We start from the raw sequence: 20,624 nt of genomic DNA on the forward strand, positions 1-20,624 counted from the left end.
GATAAGTGCCATTTTATTATGAAATCATCTACCTTTAATTATCATAAAAAACTATTTCAACTATTCATTTTATTGTATAGTATTTTATCTTATAGTCAATCATACAAGCAGGATACTTTACGGGGTGAATTTACTTATAGGTTGAAAGCTAAATTTAGCACACGAACTGATTATAGAAACGAAGAATTGTTTACACTATTAATCGGGGATAAGCATGCATTTTTTGCAAGTAGCAATTCTCTTAAAAGAGATTCGGTATTAGATAACTCGAGAGTAACAACCCATAATTCTGATGGAAGCATTACCCTTGGTGTTAAAAAAGGGACTTCAACTCCAGAGACAAATTTTAACTTTACCATCATACAATCCAATGAAAATATACAATATTTTGCACCTGTTGTCATGTCAGTACTCACCTATAAAGAATCGGTAATAAAAAATTGGAAACTTGTGGATGAAACAAAAATAATCAATACCATTCATTGTAAGAAAGCGGAAGTTATCTTTAAAGGAAGAAACTGGATTGCATGGTACTCCCCCGAAATTCCTTTACCCTATGGCCCTTATAAATTTAGTGGATTACCGGGGCTCATCATTAAAATAACAGATGATAAAGGGGATTATGATTTTGAACTTATAAAATCGGTATCCGGCTCTAAATTAAAAGGAAAATTAATTAACATTAGGAAAAGCAGATATACCGAAGCAATAGAAACGACACAACAGAAATTGAAACAAGCATTAAGAAATGCTGATGGTAATGCAGCTGCCATACTTGCAAGCTATGGAACCACTATTATAAAAGGACAAGAAATAATAAGACAAAGAGAAAAAGAAAGAGAACAAAACAAACAATATGAAAACCCCATAGAATTGGAATAAAGAAGAAAATAAAAGATTAAAATCTGGAAAATAAATCGGTTTCAGAATAACAGATCCTCAATATAGATACCGCTTCCAACGGGGCAGTATTTTTTTGTGATAATGTAGTATTTTCAGTCTTTACGTGTTTCTACGTAACTCACCGTTTGGTTATTTATACTATAGCATCTCCGGCTTTTTCTTCGTTATTTTGACCTGTTCGCAGAACTGAAAGCCTTATGATTAAAGTTAAAAACTAAAACATTTACCATGAAAACCATTACCCTCACATTACCTTTATCTCCGGATTATCACAATGAGTCCGCAGATCTTCAGAAAACCGGATATACCATATCCTTTGAGATACAAAACGGAACGCATACCGTAGATACTCATCCAATACCAGTTGGAAAACTTTTATATCTTAACAATACCAACCTGATGGCACAGCTTTCTTTTACCTACAACTACGAGGAAGAAAATCAGGTAATCACCATCAGCGGCCCGGAATATGTAGCAGAAGATGCTGTCTGCCTAACCACCTACCCGGAAGGAACCATGGAATATGCTTACCAAAGAGGATCAGAAACAAAGATCAGTACTCAAAAAGCCCTGTATAATCCCAATTGGAATTACAATACACCCATGACCCCTAACTTAGATCAGCTTTTCGCGAATACCGTGAAGGAGGCCAATCAGGCTTTGATCGATGCTTTCCTGAAGGAGAATCTGACCGTTCAGGTGAAGACGCCGCCACCCGCACTCAGTCCCGAAGAGCATAATGATCTTCAACTGCTGTATAAGAATGGCTTGTTTGCCGGCTTTTATAACTCTGAAGAGCATTACGGAAATGAATTCGTAAAAAGATCTATTTATTCCGTCTGGGGTGGGGAAGTAACCTTCAACAAAAATGAGAATTTTGCCAACGTTATCGGCAGTACCAACGATCCTAAGATCGCCAGTAAAACATGGCTCAGATTATGGAGCGATCAATACGGAAATCCTACGAATTGTACTTCCCTTAATTACAGTCCGGTTACCTGTAACACAAACTTGGTTGGAGGTCATGTAATCCTGGGAAAGACCGCAAAAGCAGAGCCCAAGGGTTCTAACTCTGTTTATATAATGCCGATTTGCAGTGCCCATAATAACAATAACAATGTTTATATGGCCGCGATTATGTATCAGAAAGGGGTTTGGCTGAAGAATTATTTGAATTAGGAGTTTAAATAAAATACAAAGAATACTGCTTTATTTGAAGCAGTATTTTTTATTATGTCAAGTTTTCATGTAAGTAAATTTAAAAGCTCTCCAACTTTTTCTTTGTTATTTGCATCTATATTATAACACGACATGTTCTGTCGTTTTGCTGGAATACTTTTGTTCCATGACAAATTGAATTAATTTCAAATATCGATGATATAAATACAATATAATTTATATTAAATCTTTTTAATGTGATTAATGAATACTAAAAAATGTTAAATTTGCGTAATTCTTACAATGAATACTAATATCAATTATAATATGCAAAATAGATGAAAAAAATCTACATCGGTGCTTTTACTATGTGCACTTTTTTATTTGCCAGCGCTCAAGATGTTGTTTGGCAAAAGGATATTAAATCCAGTACACAGGATTTCCTGAGCCAGGTGACAACAACAATAGACCAGCAGTATTTAATTACTGGAAGTGCAATTCAGGGAGGTAGCCTTCGAGAACCTCAGGCTACATCGAAACAGAATAACGGGTACGATTTTCACTTGGTGAAACTAAACCAGCAGGGAGATCAGGTTTGGGAGAAATACTTTGCAGGAAATAATCATGATTATCTTTCTTCAACTGTAACAACACAGGATGGAGGATCGCTTTTGGGAGGTACCTCGTACTCAGGGAAATCTTTAGACAAAAAAGAAGATTCCAAAGGTGGATCAGACATTTGGCTGATCAGAATTAATGAATTTGGTGATGAATTATGGCAGAAAACTTTAGGAACTTCTGCTGATGAAGAAGCCAGAGCTGTTATTCAGACTACAGATCTTGGATTTTTTGTGGCAGGTAATGTTCAAAACTCAGCTAAAGGTTACGGATCAAAAGATATTTTAATCATCAAACTTGATAAAAATGGAAAAGAGATTTCTCAATTAGTTTTAGGAGGGAAAGGGCTTGATGAAGTTGAAAAGATGATTCCTACAAAAGATGGTGGTGCATTATTAGGAATTTATTCCAGGAGTACTACCAGTGGATCAAAGCAAACTGAGAACTTTGGTGAAGGTGACTACTGGATCATCAAACTTTCAAAAGACGGAAAAGTAGAGTGGGAAAAGAATTATGGTGGTAAAGGTGATGATCATTTGAGAACACTCGGTTTAACTTCAAATGGATATATCATTGGTGGAGAATCAAGATCTGAGAGATCAGGAAATAAAACCGTAGGAATCGAGGAAGGAACCGATGTTTGGTTAATCTCTTTAAATGAAAGGGGCGATGAAGAGTGGCAGAAATCCTACAACTTCAAAAACAGAGATGTTTTAATGGGGATGAGCGCAATTCATTCCGCAGATGATAAAACAAAAGGAATTCTATTAGGTGGTTATACTCAGGCAGAAGGAAGAATAGAAGCTGATGATGAGAAATTCTGGATGCTATATCTGGATCAAAACGGAAATGAACAGTGGAGGAAACATGTGGAAGGGGAATCCAGAAAAAGAGAAGAAAGGTTATCTGATATCAAACTCAACAGAGATGGTTCAATCATCTTGGCAGGAACCAGTGCTGAGGAATTAGGAAAGGAGAACTGGAAGATCGTAAAACTGGGTGATAAACAATTGGATCAATTAATCGAAAAACAGGATATCAAGATCTATCCTAACCCTGTATCAGATTATGCGTATGTAGAAATAGGCTTTGATTTCCAAGAAGCCGACATCACTTTGTATGATATGGGTGGAAGACAATTACAGAGTTTGAAGACGAAGAATAAAGTAACGAAGATCAATACACAGCCATTGATCCAGGGAGCTTATCTTATATCGATCAAAACTGATACTAATAAAACTGCCAGCGCTAAGCTGATCAAAAAATAAACTGATATTTCATGAAAAAAAATACTTCAGCCGTTATATTACTAGCGGCTTTATGGGGAAATACGTTTTTTGCACAGACATCACCATCGGCACCGAGAAGTTTTGTCGGAAGCATTAACGAAATGTTTCCCCCAGCACCTACAGCCAATAATCTAATGAAGTTTGAGGAAGTACCGGTAAGTTATTATACAGGAATACCTGATATTAGCATTCCCTTGGTAAGTATTCCAACTAACAGTCCAAATGTTAAGATAAATCTTCAACTTAAATACCATCCACTAAATGCTAAACCTGAGGACAGAGCAGGAGAAACTGGTCTGGGATGGAGTCTTATAGCCGGAGGGACTATATCAAGAACGGTAAGAGGGGGTAATCCAGATGAAAAAGACAGAAGTGTCTTATTTTCTTCTCCCCCTAAGACAAAATATGGAATTTATAATGTGATTTACAATTCCACTGCAAAAATGATCAAGGACCAACCTCTTAATCTTGATGAATACCGGTTTGAAGCAGCAATGGGAAGGTTTGATACAGAATATGATCTTTATCAGTATAATTTTTCAGGACAATCGGGAAGATTCTATGTGATCAAAGACGATGCAGGAAATTATCAGGTAGAAAAACTAGATAAAAATAATCTTCAAATTCTTACAGGTAAAGATGCGCAAGGTATTATCAATTCTTTCACAATAGTAGATGACAAAGGAATCAGATATACTTTTGATGCCATGGAAAAGTCCCAAAAGAATATTACTGCAGTAAAAATTGGTCTTACTGAAGGTCAGGGAGATGTAAGCCCTAGTGTTGATGTGGGTGATTACTGGACTTCCTTCCATCTGGCTAAGATACAGGATCAGAATAACCAGACTCTCGCGGTTTTCAACTATGCTCTTTCCTCGCTGGTGAAGTTTGAAGAAGCTCCTACAACCACAAAAAGAATTGCAAAAAATATATACTATACCAATAATTCTCAGTGGGAAACTGGTACGAAACAAAACCCAGATCCTAGTATGCCTGGGGCTATAGAAACCCAAATTGTCTTTAGTGATAACCAGACAAAGCTTCTTACAAGTATTGATGTAAGGGGTCGAGGGACAGCAATTTTGACTTATGAAAAAGGGAGACAGGATACTAACTATAGTCAGCCTTCTGAACTATATAAATTAAAATCAATACAAACGAATTATCCTGGTCAAAGTGCAGCCCAGTTCACAGACAAATATGTATTTGATTATGGCTATTCAAATACATATTACCAACCTCCTTCTGGTCAGCAAAAAAACCTTAAAAAATTATTACTTACAAAGATTACTAAAACACCAAGTACACAGGATGTTCAGAACCAGGAATATGTATTAAGTTACAGCACAACAACAGGTGTTTTAGAAAAAGATAAATGGGGATATTATAAAGGTGATATTGGAGGATTTAAGACGGATGTGCTTAATTCGATAACATATCCTACTAAAGGAAAGAGCGTTTTCGATTTTGGTCTTAATGACTATAGCAATTACTATAGTGGAACGGGGAATGATCCGGTCACGGGACATTGGACAACCAATGTCAATACCTGGAATGTTAATTTTGGTCAATTAAATAATACCTTCAAAAAGCAATTCTTTACTGTAGTAACCCCACAGGAAGTTGATCTACATCATATGCTGGGTTCTCTAATTAATTTTAATTGGAATTTTAAGATATTCAAGAAAAATGCAGATAATACTTTCCCATCAGTACCGGTATACAATATAAGCCCGGGTAATCAAACCTGCAATATTCCCCAGCCACCTTACTGTTCTACATCATGGATAGGAAATCCGGGAGAGATCGTATCGGATATGTATGCTACTATACAGCTTGGAGCAGGTGAATACTGGGCATCATTGGGAGGATCTTATTTTCCTTCTAATGTTACTGATACAGGAGATCTTTTCGAAGCTACTACAAAAGAACAGGTATTTATTAACGAGAAGATCCGTTATGGTGGGGGTTTAAGAATTAATAATATTACTTATTATGCTAATTCTTCCTCGACAGTTCCATCGAAAACCTATAGATATGATTATAAGGATATCAATGATACTACGCTTAGTAGTGGAACATTGGTTTATCCGGAGCCAGTAATGGAGTCTACAGATTCTTATGCCTATCAAAACAAAACAAATCCCAGCATAACGTACAGTGCCGATTTTGATATTACAACAGATTATAATATTATTCCCACCGAAAAAACACAAGGTTCAGAAGTAGGGTATCAATATGTCACCGTAAAACAGCTGGACAAGAATGGGAATAGTAAAGGGAAAACGGTACATACCTTCCGTTCTCCATTAGAATATCCAAATGAAGGTGGACTTGTTCCTATTATGCCAGTAGTACCAATTCCTAATCTGGATTATAAAAGAGGGCAGCCATTGTCAGAGAAAGTTTATAATGAAGCAGGACAAATCCTTTCGGAAACAACTAATGAGTATATAACAACCGAGTTCCAGAAGAATGATGGGATCAAAATTCTTGGTAACTACGACAAAAATATGGTTGGCGAATATTTTTCTTATGATAATTATCAAGCTCTGGCCAATCACTATCCTGGAATCATCTTGACAACACCTTATAAAAGTTTTGAAAAATTTGGAATAACACTTCCTTCCAAAAAGAAAGAGACTTCTTATTTCTACAAAAATGGGATTCAGAGCTCGGTAATGACCACTACTGATTATGTATATAATCCTGAAGACTATCCATTATCCGAAACCCAGACTATTACCGGAGGTGATACTTATTTAAGCTCTTATAAATATGCTAAAGAAAAGAGTAATCAACGATTGATTACTGCCAATATGATTGGTATTGCGTTGGAAACCGAAACCAAAAAGAATGGACAGATGAAGGAAAAAACGGAAACATTCTATGCCGATCTTTCACACCTGTTTCCAAGTTCAATTGCCTCTTATAATCTTCAGACTGCCGCTGCTACCACAGAATTAACTTATGAAAAATATGATTCCTTTGGAAACCTCTTACAATACAGAACAAAAGATGGTATTCCGGTATCCATTATCTGGGGGTATAACAGTACCCAGCCTATTGCGAAAATACAAGGTATAGCCTATGATCAAATTGGGCAGATTGCCGGTTCACAGCTTACCACATTTATTTCAGCTTCGAATACGGATGCTTTAGCCGCTCCTGGAGATGCAGAAACAGCACTATTATCTGCAATGGAAACTTTTAGAGCCGCTATTGGAGCTCAGAGTAGTGGGATTACTACCTATACTTACGATCCTTTGATAGGAGTTAGAAGTATTACACCTCCTTTAGGAGCCAGGGAACTTTATTATTATGATTCAGCCAACAGGCTTAAGGAAATTAAACAGATCCAGACGGATGCATCTGGAACTACTTCTCTTAAGACGGTTAAAGAATTTAAGTACAACTATAAAAACTAATGATTGTGAAAAAAATAATAATACGATCTGTCATTTTATTATCATCTATAGGTATGTTACATGCCCAAAGTGATACGGTAAATTATGTACAGACCAAAACCTATCTTGATTATCCTTTAGGCCAAAGTGTAAAGATGGCTGTGGATGTGCAGTATTTTGATGGATTGGGAAGACCTAAACAAATAGTAAAGGTAAAAGCTAGCCCTTTGGGAAGAGATGTGGTATCTCATATAGAATATGATGCTTTTGGAAGACAGGCCAATGAATACCTTCCGGTTCCTCAAACTGCAACTCAAAACGGGAATATATATGGAAATCCACTAATTAATGCAACGAATCCTACAGTTTATGGAACTGAAAAGATTTATGGGGAAAAAGCATTTGAAAGTTCCCCTTTAGATAGGGTTCTTCAGCAAAAGCAGCCTGGAACAGCCTGGAATAATAAGCCCTCTACATTTGAATATGGGAGTAATACGGCCACTGAAGTTAAAAAATATACGGTTACCACCACAAGCTGGGTCAGTGGGGTTGCTACTACTTCTTCTGTAACTCTTTCCGGAAATTATGCTGCAGGACTTCTTTACAAAACAGTTGTCACGGACGAGGATGGTAATGCTACGACCGAATATAAGAATATTCAAGGACAACTTATTTTGGCTAGAAAAGCAGTAAATGCTTCATTGAATGCAGATACTTACTATGTGTACAATAAATTTGACCAATTGGTTCTTGTTGTTCCTCCTAATGCGGTAGTGGCTCCGACGATAGCTTCTGCATTGGACACACTGTGTTATCAGTATCAATATGATGGAAGAAACCGGCTTGTGGCCAAGAAGCTTCCTGGCAAAGGCTGGGAATATATGGTGTATGATAAACAGGATCGTATGGTGATGACCCAGGATGCCAATCTGGGAGCAACCAAACAATGGCAGTTTAGCAAATATGATGAACTGGGAAGAGTAGTTTATATGGGTATTTATACCAGTACAGCTGAGTATGGACTGGCAGGAAGATTAGCAGAGCAAACCAATGTGGAAGCTAAAGGAAGTAATAATGAACTCAGGGGAAGTGCTTCTATTCCAGGAAGTGGAGCAGATGCGCTCAATTACTCTAATACTGCTTATCCTACTTCATCGATCAAGATCATGATGATTAATTATTATGATACCTTCCCGCGGGATTCATGGTTTCCAAATGATTTAGCTGATGCCGTATTCAATCAGAAAGTCATACTCAACACTCAGAATGGTTTTGCAAAGGGATTGCTTTTGGCTTCATATATAAGAAATATTGAAAACGAGGGCTGGACAAGGAATTTTATACTGTATGATACGAAAGGGCGTCTTATCTCTACACGATCACTTAATCATTTAGGAGGATATACTATAAGCAGCTCAGATCTTGATCTTTCAGGAGCAATTAAACAGACCATTATAAGGCATAGAAGGCTGGCTACTGATACAGAGAGAACTACAAAGGAGATTTTCACTTATGATAGTCAGAATAGGCTGCTGACTCATACCCATCAGGTAAACACAGGCCCTATTGAATATCTGGTCCAGAACAAATATAATGAACTTTCACAGTTAGAATCTAAAAAAGTTGGGGGTGTAGATCCAGCAATACCTTTACAGACCATTGATTACAAATATAATATCAGGGGCTGGATGACTAAAATTAATGATCCTACTAATTTGGGAAGTGATTTGTTTGGGTATGAAATCAAATACAACAATCCTACAAATACGAGCTCTTCAGTTGGAAAATTCAATGGGAATATTTCAGAGGTAGACTGGAAGGCATCTAATGATGGGGTATTCAGAAGATATAATTATCAATATGATGGTTTGGACAGACTGAGAAATGGAATTTATTCAGAACCAAATTCAACGGTACCGCAAAATAATTACTATAACGAAACAGTAGATTATGATCTAAATGGAAATATTGTAAATCTCCAAAGAAACAGGTTTTTACAAAATGTTGGTGTGCAGTTAATCGATAATCTTAGTTATACTTATACAGGGAACAGACTTAACACAGTTACTGATTCTTCAGGAAATTATACCGGTTACCCCGATACGTCAGGCACGCTCATTACGTATGACAATAATGGCAATATGGCAGATCATGTTGATAAGGGTATTTTGAAAATAGACTATAATTATCTAAATCTTCCAGGTTATATTAAATTTAATCAATTTGTCATAAGAGATGATCCTTTTGGCCTTGGCTCAATAACCACCTATCAAAATACCAGTTATCTTTATCGTGCAGATGGAGTAAAGCTACAAAAGCTTCATAATTATTTTACAGGGCGTACCCAGTTAGATGCATCCATTACAACAGACTACCTGGATGGATTCCAATATAGTGCTTCTGTTAATGGAATATCAATGTCACTTGCAGAGTTACAATTTGTACCCACTAAAGAAGGATATTATGATTTTGTTAAAAATAAATATGTTTACCAGTATAAAGATCAAGTCGGAAACATCAGGTTGGCATATTATAAAGGCGACTCAGGAGCTGCTCAAATAGACAGAACAACAAATTATTATCCTTTTGGTTTAGAATTTGGAGGAGATATAAATATTTCCACATCGATTTCTCCTAATTATACTTATACCACCCAGGGACAGGAAAAACAATTAGAAACGGGATGGAGTTCTTTTAAATGGAGAAATTATGATCCTACAATGGGGAGGTTTTTCAACATAGATCCACTTGCAGAAAAATTCTCATATAATAGTACTTATGCATTTCAAGAAAATAAGATTGGTTCAGGTCGGGAACTTGAAGGTTTAGAGTTAGTACCCTTTGAATTTATGATGATGTCTAACTCTGCTGTAAGACCAACGACAACAATCGCTGAAACTATGGTTCGAGAAGGCCAGATTGAGGGTATAACTTTAGTTGGTAAGGCAACTCCTCCTCCACATATCGGGTTTTTTGAGAGAATTGGAAATGCAATAAGCAAAGGTTGGGATTCTGTTTTTGGGGGAAATAAACCTGAAACAACAACTCCTAAATCAATGGATAAAGCCATAGAACAAGTAAAACCTGAGAGCCCTGTTGAACAAATCAAACCTGGTGGATCCTCCCAATATGAAGATATAACTTCGGCAAGTAGAGGAAAAGAGGCTGTGAAAAACAAACAAACTGACATATCGAAAGAAGAATTTGGACAGAATTTAGAAAAAGCAGGTTTTGATAAAGCTGAAAAAGGAGGAGGTAAAGCAGTGGAGTATAAGAAGGGAGATCAGTCTTATATGATTCGTAATAATAAAAACGGTCAACCAACAGCAGATTTTCGGCAAAGCCCTGAAAGTAAACAGGCAGATATCAAAATACGTTTAAAGCCAGAAACACCAATTGAATAAATGATAGATTTTGTATCAGATAAAAAAGAATTTGAAGATTATAAACTTAGGTATTCGGAGTTATTTAATTCAGATAAAGAGTTTTGTGATAATAATTTTCATGAAAATTTCAAATACTTTCTTGGATTTGAGTTTGATTATATATTCCATAAGTCTTTTTTTGAAAAATTAAAAAAATATGTATCTCATATTGAGGGAAGTAGTGTAGTTTTTTATACTCTAGAGCCTTCTCCTGAAGAGTATTTTTATAAAAATTTTAAAAAATATAACGTTTTAAATATTGATCTTCTAAGTACGGATGAAGAATTAACTAAAATTATGATGGAAAATCCTTCGGACTCAGGAGGCATTAGTATGGCCATGGGATCGGATGATATAGCAATATTTTCTAAATCTAAGGAGTGGGCTATTATTGGATCCCGAGATTGGGAAATAGCTATAGTTGGATTCACTTCTTTAGAGATGAGAGAAAAATTTTTAGAATCATTTGGAACAAGCTCTGATATGTTTACAACGGTAAAAGAGCAAGTAGAAATTTTAGATGAAATGCTACATTTCAATGATGTTGCAAAAACTGAATATGCGAAAATAGTTGCTAATTATTCTGAGAGAATTTAATTTTTGATTAACTGTAGTCTAAAATTTTGACCCAAGTCGTGAAGTGGTGTAATTTTCACTTCATTAGTTAAGATATTAATATACAAACAATCAATAATTAACAAATAAGCCACCTACAGGGTGGCTTATTTAGCTACAGGTAATGACAAGAGAAGATATGTAGCGATCATGAGGCAGTATTGGTGAATGGTAGTTTGGAACCCCTTAGGAGAGAAGTCAAGAAAATTCTTTGAATATCTATCAGGTGTCTTCTCTGAAATATAAAGTCTTTCATTTGTGTTAGTCTGTATTGTACTAGTTTGTGCATTTGCAAAGAACTAATATGCACTTATAGTAATCCATAATGAAGCTATTTCTAATACTGATATTTTTGAGATTAATTATAAACTTTTGGGTACATATAATACGACACGATCTGTCGCATTGCGGGAGTACTTTTGTATTATAGAAATTATTAAACCTAATTAGAAATTATGATAGAAATAAAAACGTGAGGTAATTTATATTAAATCCTTTAAATAAAAAGCTAATAAATGCTAAAAAATGTTAAATTTGCAAAATTTATACAATGAAAACTAATATTAATTATAAAACACAAAATAGGTGAAAAGAATCTACATCGGTGCTTTGACTATATGCACTTTTTTATTTGCCAACGCTCAAGATGTTGTTTGGCAAAAGGATATTAAATCCAGTACACAGGATTTCCTAAGTCAGGTGACGACAACAATCGATCAGCAGTATTTGATTACGGGGAGTACTATTCAGGGGGGTAGCCTTCGAGAGCCTCAAGCTACTGCCAAACAGAATAACGGTTACGATTTTCATTTGGTAAAACTCAATCAACGAGGTGAAGAGGTCTGGGAAAAGTTTTTCTCTGGACAAAATCATGATTTTTTATCGGCAACAGTGAATACCCAGGAAGGAGGATTTCTTCTTGCTGGAACTTCTTATAGTGGAAAGGCGTTAGATAAAAAAGAAGAATCAAAAGGCGGATCAGATATCTGGGTAATCAGAATCAATGAATTTGGGGATGAATTATGGCAGAAGACAATTGGAGGAACGTCCGATGAAGAAGCAAGAACAGTAATTCAGACTACCGATTTAGGATTTTTTGTAGCTGGAAATATTCAAAATTCAGCAAAAGGTTATGGATCTAAAGATGTTTTGATCGTAAGATTAGATAAAAACGGGAAAGAATTATCTCAATTAGTTTTAGGCGGAAAAGGACTGGACGAGGTTGAAAAAATGATTCCTACAAAAGATGGTGGAGCTCTGTTGGGAGCTTATTCCAGAAGTAATCATGGTGAATCCAAGAAGACGGAAAACTTTGGAGAAGGCGATTACTGGATCATTAAGCTTAATAAAGAAGGAAAAGTAGAATGGGAAAAGAACTATGGAGGAAAAGGAGATGATCATATAAGAACACTTGCTTTAACTTCAAACGGATATATCATTGGTGGAGAATCAAGATCAGAAAGATCAGGAAATAAAACCGTTGGGATCGAAGAGGGAACAGACTTATGGTTAATCTCTTTAAACGAGAGAGGTGATGAACAGTGGCAAAAGTCTTATAATTTCAAGAACAGAGATGTTTTAATGGGAATGAGTGTGATTTCTTCTGCAGATGATAAAACATCAAAAGGAATTTTATTAGGAGGATATACCCAGGCAGAAGAAAGAATAGAAGCTGATGATGAAACCTTCTGGATGTTGTATGTAAATGGGGATGGAAATGAGCAGTGGAGAAAACATGTAAAAGGCGAATCCAGAAAGAGAGAGGAGAGGTTATCTGATATCAAATTAAACAGAGATGGGTCGATCATTTTAGCTGGAACGAGCGCTGAGGAATTAGGAAAGGAGAACTGGAAGATCATCAAACTAGGTGATAAACAATTGGATCAATTGATCGAGAAGCAAGACATCAAGATTTATCCAAATCCTGTGTCTGATTATGCTTATGTGGAAATAGGATTTGATTTTAAAGATGCTGATATTACTTTGTATGATATGAGTGGAAGACAATTGCAAAGTCTGAAGACGAAAAATAAAGTAACGAAGATTAATACCCAGGCTTTAATACAAGGAGCTTATCTGATTGTGATCAAAACAGATACAAATAAAACGGCTAATGCTAAATTGATTAAGAAATAAAACCATGAAGAAAACAACAGTAGCTATTATATTATTAGCTTCATTAAACAATATATTTGGCCAAAATCAGTACGATCCCAGCATAAAAAATGTTCCTACATCCCCAGAAGTAGCATTGTTAGGCAGATTCGGGAATATACCGGTAGGGCATTATACAGGAACAGCCAATGTTTCAATTCCTTTATACAATTTAAAGGTTGATGATCTTGAGATTCCGTTGGCATTAAGTTATCATACTTCGGGAATTAAGGTAGCAGACGAGGCAACCTGGGTAGGCTTAGGCTGGAATTTTATGCCTGAGGGAACAATAACCCAGGAAATAAGAGGTAAAGAAGATTATGTTTCTGGGGGTGATGGTTTCTCTACTGCTACGGGTTATGATATCTTCAAAAGTCATTTCCCTACTTTATTTGCGCAAAGTCATATTAATAGACTACAGGTTGGATATAATGATTACAATTCCGGTGGAACAGTAGGAACAAATCCGGCTGTTGATGATTCTAATGATATTATTCTTCGGTTAAACGAAAAAAAAGGTCAGCCTGATATTTTCACGTATAATTTTTATGGGTATTCTGGAAAGTTTTTCTACAATCCTGAAAATAACAGCGAAATACTTTTTATGGAGAGTAATGATGATGTAAAGTTTACCCGAAATACCCAAGGGTGGATAGCTACAACCAATAAAGGGGATAAGTTTTATTTTTATGCTATAGAAAAATCTAAGACAGACCAGACAAGTTATACAGATATTGGTTACACTTTTAAGATCTCACAAATAGTACTTACCAGTGGCAAAACAATTACTTTTACTTATCAAAATGAAAGTACGAACCAACTGTATCCTGTACAAGTTGCCCATATCACCAATTTTTCGAGCAATACTATTGTAAATACCAGTTCGAATGCTACAACTAACGAAAAAAAGACTTTGACAGGTATTGAAACAGACGATACAAAAATAGAATTCAATTTAGATAACAGAGAGGATATCCGGCCACAATTTCCGTCAATTCCTATTAAAAAATTAAGCTCTATTGATATCAAATCCAAATACCCGAATAAGAAAATTAAAAGTTTTGTGTTTGGTACAACCTATTTTAATCCTACAGTAAATACTCCTGAAGAAGGGTATAAATTCAAAAGATTAAAATTAAACTCTATCCAGGAAGTCAATTATAATGAAACAGGTGCTGCTGTACAGAGTAGTCCGCCATATTCATTTGAATATGATATGAGTAAAACCATGCCTTCTAAAATATTCAGCTCAGATTTTTATGGATATAATAATGGTTCAAACAGTAATGTACTTGTTCCTGATTTAGCTTTTTTTAATTATTTCAGTCAGGATCCCTATAAAAATTATGGGATGACACCTACTTTTTACAGTGGTACATCAAGGTATACGGATAAAGAATATATAAAAACTTATATCTTAACGAAAGTCATTTATCCTACGAGCGCCCGTACTGAATTTGAATATGAGTCTAATACGTTTGGCAATCAGTTTGTTCCAGCGATCGGTCAGCTAATAAGCCCTTTAAAAAGTATAAATCTAACTCACAGAGGAGCGTCAGTTGTACCAGGTGGCCAATACTTTATCGAAAGTCCCACTTTCAAGATAACCCAAACACAATCTATAACATTTCAGAATACAATCTTCGACGGTTTTTTTGGTCCTAACTATCCTGAAACACATTATGGTTATTATGATTTTGATTTATATAAATGCAAAATACAATTTTTAAAAAGGAAAACAGTTAATGGGCAGCCAGTAACTACTCTTATTAAAGAATGGACAATAGATGTTGGTGGTGATGTTTTTGAGCAGACCCATAGCCGGGTCTGGAATGAAACTATGCAGATGTATCCTGACAGTGACCTCACGACTGAATACTACGTACGCGTTGAAAATCCAATTCAATATCGCAGCAATGACGGGATGCATCGGGCACTTGTATCAAGCAATGTTAATTACTATGACGAATCTGAGATTGACAAATCAATATCGTATGGAAATGGAGTAAGAATAAAGTCCATCAAAAATTATGAAAACACTACCTTATTATCTTATAAAGAATACGGTTATCAGGGTGGAAGATTGACTTATCCTTTTCAGCCTCTCAATTTTATTAGAGGTGCAACTTATAAGTCTCAGCCCACAAATTTAAATGGAGGATGTTTCATAGAGAATATTTCTATTTTTAATGATTTATCAATTGATTCAAATGATATGGGAATCGGAGGAAATAAACCTTTTGGTTACAGTCAGGTTACAGAAAAAGATATCAATGTCTTAGACGGAACACTAAAAGGCTCTACTGTATATTATTTCACTAATGAAGCACCTGTAGGACTTTCTTTAAAAGGAGTACCGAAAGTTGATATTCCGTCCAACGGTGAGAATACTTTTATAGAGATGTTTGATAAAGATCAAAATAAACTCTCTACAAAACAAAATATTTATGATAATTTACCCAATACCTATGGAGTTTATCCGTCGTTTAGTTCGATCAATACTTCAATTGGCCCGGTAGACCCTGGAAATAACTATTATCCCTACACGGTTAATGGCTGTCCTGTTATAGGATTATCTTACACTGGTAATACTGTTCAAAATCCCTTGGGAACGACTAAGTATAATTTTATCTTCAATCCATTAATCACAGGAAAAAGAAGACTGATGAGAACGTTTGATACTTCTTATTTTGGCAATAAAGAGGTAGTTGATAAAACAGAATTCTTTTACACGACTGCCGGTAATTTGGATATCAGCAAAAAAACAACACCAGATGGTAAGATCATTGAGACGAATTATGATTACGCGGGTGATATGGGAAATAACCGTTTGGTAAATAATGGTATGACCGGTATTGCTTTAAATACTCAGGTAACTTCGGATAATAAGATTTTAAATCATGCAGAAACGAAATATGACAATCCAGACAATTATCTCCCGTCTTCAGTTGTATCTTACAATCTTTTATCAGGAACTCCAGATACTGAAGTGACTTATAACAAGTACGATAATAAAGGGAATTTGTTACAATATAGTGGGAAGGATGGGATTCCAGTATCCATTATTTGGGGGTATAACAACACCAAGCCTATTGCTAAAATACAAGGCATTACCTATGACCAAGCCATTGCTCTTTCGGGATATGCTGACATCGTTGCCAGATCAAATGAGGATATTAATGCAACTACACAAAATACTTTAATAGATACCTTAGATACATTTCGTACAAACAGTAGTAGATATTATATGTCCACTTATACTTATGATCCATTAGTTGGTGTCACCAGTATTACTCCACCTTCAGGAATCAGAGAGATTTATATTTATGATGCCGCCAATAGGCTGAAAGAAGTAAGAGAAAATAATTTAACAGGTAAACTTTTAAAAGAATTCAAGTACAATTATAAAAACTAAGACACGATGAAAAAGATAATAATTCCAATAGGAGCTTTGCTAATGACTGGTATGGCACATGCCCAGCTTTCTCCTACTGAAAACTATGTGTATTCAAAAACCTATCTAGATTATAATACTTCTAATATAGCTACCAAAACTTCAGAAACGGTTCAGTATTTTGATGGTTTAGGCAGACCTAAACAGATTGTTAATATAAAAGCATCACCTACAGGGAAGGATGTAGTAACTCCTATTGTATATGATGGATTTGGAAGACAGACAAGGGATTACCTTCCTGTTCCACAATCAGCAACAACCAATGGAGCGATATACGGACAGAATTCAGGGTTAGTGCCCTTACCGGTATCTGATCCCACAGGGGTTTATCCTGTTGGAGAAAAAATTTTTACTGAAAAGAAATTTGAAGATTCTCCTTTAGACAGAGTCCTAGAACAAAGACAGGTTGGACTAGCATGGGGTGATAAGCCTGTAAAGTTTGAATACGGTACAAATGTGGCATCGGAGGTTAAAAAGTATGTAACGGTGACAACCCCAGCCAATGGTACTACATCTTCAGCAATAGGCTCAGCTACGGCTACCTATGGTGCTAATCAATTATACAAAACTACGGTTACTGATGAAGATGGAAACAAAACCATAGAGTTCAAAAATGGAAAAGGACAGGTTTTATTAGTGAGGAAAGTAATTAATGCTAGTGAAAATGCAGACACATATTATGTTTATAATGAATATAATCAATTGGCTTTTGTCATTCCCCCAAAAGCATCTGTAGTTGCTAATGTAAATACTGTATTAGGTAGTCTATGCTATATTTACAGGTATGACGGAAGAAATAGGCTTGCGCTTAAAAAATTGCCTGGAAAAGCCTGGGAATATATGGTGTATGATAAACAGGACAGGGTTATCATGACTCAGGATGCTGTAATGGGAGCCAATAAACAGTGGCTTTTCACCAAGTATGACCAGTTCGGAAGGCCAGCTTATACCGGAATATATACCTCAACACAAGCTTATGGGCTTGTAGGAAGAGAAGTGGAACAGACAAAGGCAGATGCAGCAGGCAGTAACAATGTAGCTAGAACCGCTTCTGTAGGATTTAATGTTGGTGGACGTGGGGTATATTATGACAACACCGCTTCTACAAGCTATCCTAATTCCATTACTTCGCTTTTAAGTATTAATTATTACGATACCTATCCTGTATATGGATTTAATCCAACATTTCCGACCAATATTTTAGGAATGCCTGTAATGACAGATAATTCCACGGGAAATTCTGTAAGCACAAAAAGCCTTCCCGTGATGAGCATGGTAAGAAATATCGAAGACACTAACTGGACAAGTAATTATACCTATTATGACAATAGAGGAAGAGCAATAGGAACTCATTCCGTTAATTATTTAGGTGGATTTAACAGGACAGAAACTGAACTGGACTTTGCCGGGATACCAAAGAGAATGAATACAACTCACCTAAGAAAACCAGGTGAAATAGGTGTCAGCATACAAGAGCGTTTTGTTTATGATGCTCAAAACAGGTTAAAGCAACATTATCATCAGGTAAACGATAGAGCTGAAGAACTACTGACGGATAATTCTTACAATGAGCTATCACAGCTGAATAATAAAAAAGTAGGAAATAATCTTCAAAGTATAGATTATAACTACAACATCCGGGGCTGGCTGACGGACATCAATAAAAACCAGATGACGGTAGCTAATCTTGATGGAAAACTGTTTGCTTATAAAATTAAATATAACCAGAAAGAAGGGGTTACGAATCCTGATTCAGTTTTGTTTCCCGGTAAAAATGTTGAGGCTAAATACAATGGAAACATTGCCGAAGTAGACTGGAGAGCTGTGGAAACAATTGGAGCTAACCCGTCACTTACACCCAAAAGATATGGTTATGTTTATGATAAGCTAAACCGACTAACGGCAGGTTATTATCAAAACCCAAGTAATCCGAATAGTAAAGAAAATATAGAATCAATAGATTATGACCTGAACGGGAATATCTCAAAATTATACCGTACATCTGTAATGCAAAATACAATTGCTACTGTAATCGATAATCTCGAATATAAATATGCAGGTTCGGATAACAAATTAACAAGTATTAAGGATTATGCCAATAATTCCACAGGATACGAGGGAGGAGAAAATACAATAGGATATGATCTTAATGGAAATATGACCGATATGCTCGATAAAGGGATTACTACCATTAAATATAATTATCTTAATCTTTCCAATAAGCTGGATTACAGCAAAAATGGGAATGAATCAGTTACAGTGAATACCAAATATAGGGCTGATGGAAGTAAATTACAGAAAGAAACTATAACAACAACTACAGGTATTATTGGTTCATCCACTTCCAAAAAGATAACAGATTATCTTGATGGGTTTCAGTATCTGAGGGTTGAAACTCCTAACCCAGGAGGTTCAGAAGAGTTTGCTGCGAATTTAGAAACCAGCAGAGCTTTAGAAACAGAAGCCTACTCATTAATGATTCCTGTTGATGAACCGACGCTTGAGGCAACTAATCCTGAACTTCAGTTTTTTCCAACTGCTGAAGGATTTTATGATTATGCAAAATCTCAGTATATTTATCAATACAAGGATCATTTAGGAAATGTAAGAATAAGCTTTGCAAAAAGCAGCGCAGGAGTTCTTGAAATTACAGATTCTAATGATTACTACCCATTTGGAATGAATCATTTAAAGACCGGAAATTCTTTCTTTGGTCCTAGTGCTTATAAGAACTATAAGTACAATGGTAAGGAGCTGCAAGAGACCGGTATGTATGATTATGGAGCTAGAATGTATATGGCGGATATTGGGAGATGGGGAGCTATAGATCCTTTTGCTGAAAGATATATTAAAGCAAGTCCTTACCATTATGCCCTTAATAATCCTGTTTTTTTTAAAGATCCTGATGGAAAAAAAATCATTATCTACTATCAAACAGGAAGTGGTAGTAATCAAGAGTGGGAATATTCATACTCCAAGAACCGTACTACAACAGGATTTGATTTTCTAGACAAAGCAGTTGCTGCTCTTGATCAATTATATGAATCTAATGCATTGAACCTAGATACCGATGGAAATGGCGAAAAAGATACAAATTATCTCCAAAAGATAATTGACAGTGATAAAACTTTAGGGGTAACAAGTGGTGAAAAAAGTGATTTTGCAGAAGGTTTATCATATGATAAAAAAAGTAAAGATTGGAAAAGCGGAGATAAATCAGCTATAGGGCGAATACGCTTTAATAGTAATAAAGGATTATTATTTAATAATTCCGAATATAATGATGAGAATCAAAAAGGACTAATAGAAAGATATAAATCTGGAAAGTTAAATAAAGATGATAAAATTAACTCACCAACAGCATCGCTCGGTCATGAACTTGTACATGCAGGGAATTTTTTATTAGATAATGCAAATTTTTTCCAAAGGAAAAAACCATTTGATAAGTTTGATAATAACGGATTTATAAATAATGAAGAAATAAAAACAACAATTTTATCAAATCAAGTAAATGATGCGTTACATGAGCCACAAAGGAAGGTTTATTGGGGAATTAAAGTTCCTACAACATCAGTTAATAGTAATAAATTACAAAACTAAA

General features: G+C 35.5%; 9 protein-coding genes. All 9 read left to right on the plus strand.

Annotated features, from left to right (window positions below; translation table 11 throughout):
* Window positions 1–18 precede the first annotated feature (18 nt).
* Window positions 19–882, plus strand: coding sequence for a GLPGLI family protein (locus NG806_RS01195; protein ID WP_261511627.1), 864 nt, complete (start codon window positions 19–21; stop codon window positions 880–882).
* 249 nt (window positions 883–1,131) lie between these two features.
* A complete protein-coding gene (locus NG806_RS01200) occupies window positions 1,132–2,082 on the plus strand; it encodes a hypothetical protein (protein ID WP_261511628.1) in 951 nt (316 codons plus the stop codon).
* A 317-nt stretch (window positions 2,083–2,399) separates the two neighbouring features.
* On the plus strand, window positions 2,400–3,947 hold the full coding sequence (locus NG806_RS01205) for a T9SS type A sorting domain-containing protein (protein ID WP_261511629.1): 1,548 nt from the start codon (window positions 2,400–2,402) through the stop codon (window positions 3,945–3,947).
* An 11-nt stretch (window positions 3,948–3,958) separates the two neighbouring features.
* Window positions 3,959–7,396 (plus strand): hypothetical protein, encoded by a 3,438-nt coding sequence (locus tag NG806_RS01210; RefSeq protein WP_261511630.1) that lies wholly within the window; start codon window positions 3,959–3,961, stop codon window positions 7,394–7,396.
* Window positions 7,397–7,401: 5 nt separating this feature from the next.
* Window positions 7,402–10,779 (plus strand): DUF6443 domain-containing protein, encoded by a 3,378-nt coding sequence (locus tag NG806_RS01215; protein WP_261511631.1) that lies wholly within the window; start codon window positions 7,402–7,404, stop codon window positions 10,777–10,779.
* Window positions 10,780–11,397 (plus strand): hypothetical protein, encoded by a 618-nt coding sequence (locus NG806_RS01220; RefSeq protein WP_261511632.1) that lies wholly within the window; start codon window positions 10,780–10,782, stop codon window positions 11,395–11,397.
* A gap of 603 nt (window positions 11,398–12,000) precedes the next feature.
* Window positions 12,001–13,551 (plus strand): T9SS type A sorting domain-containing protein, encoded by a 1,551-nt coding sequence (locus NG806_RS01225; RefSeq protein ID WP_261511633.1) that lies wholly within the window; start codon window positions 12,001–12,003, stop codon window positions 13,549–13,551.
* A gap of 4 nt (window positions 13,552–13,555) precedes the next feature.
* A complete protein-coding gene (locus tag NG806_RS01230; RefSeq protein ID WP_261511634.1) occupies window positions 13,556–16,984 on the plus strand; it encodes an RHS repeat domain-containing protein in 3,429 nt (1,142 codons plus the stop codon).
* A 6-nt stretch (window positions 16,985–16,990) separates the two neighbouring features.
* Window positions 16,991–20,623, plus strand: a complete 3,633-nt coding sequence (locus tag NG806_RS01235; protein ID WP_261511635.1) for an RHS repeat-associated core domain-containing protein — start codon at window positions 16,991–16,993, stop codon at window positions 20,621–20,623.
* Window position 20,624: the final 1 nt, after the last annotated feature.

It is taken from the genome of Chryseobacterium paludis (assembly GCF_025403485.1).
Taxonomy (GTDB): Bacteria; Bacteroidota; Bacteroidia; order Flavobacteriales; family Weeksellaceae; genus Chryseobacterium; species Chryseobacterium paludis.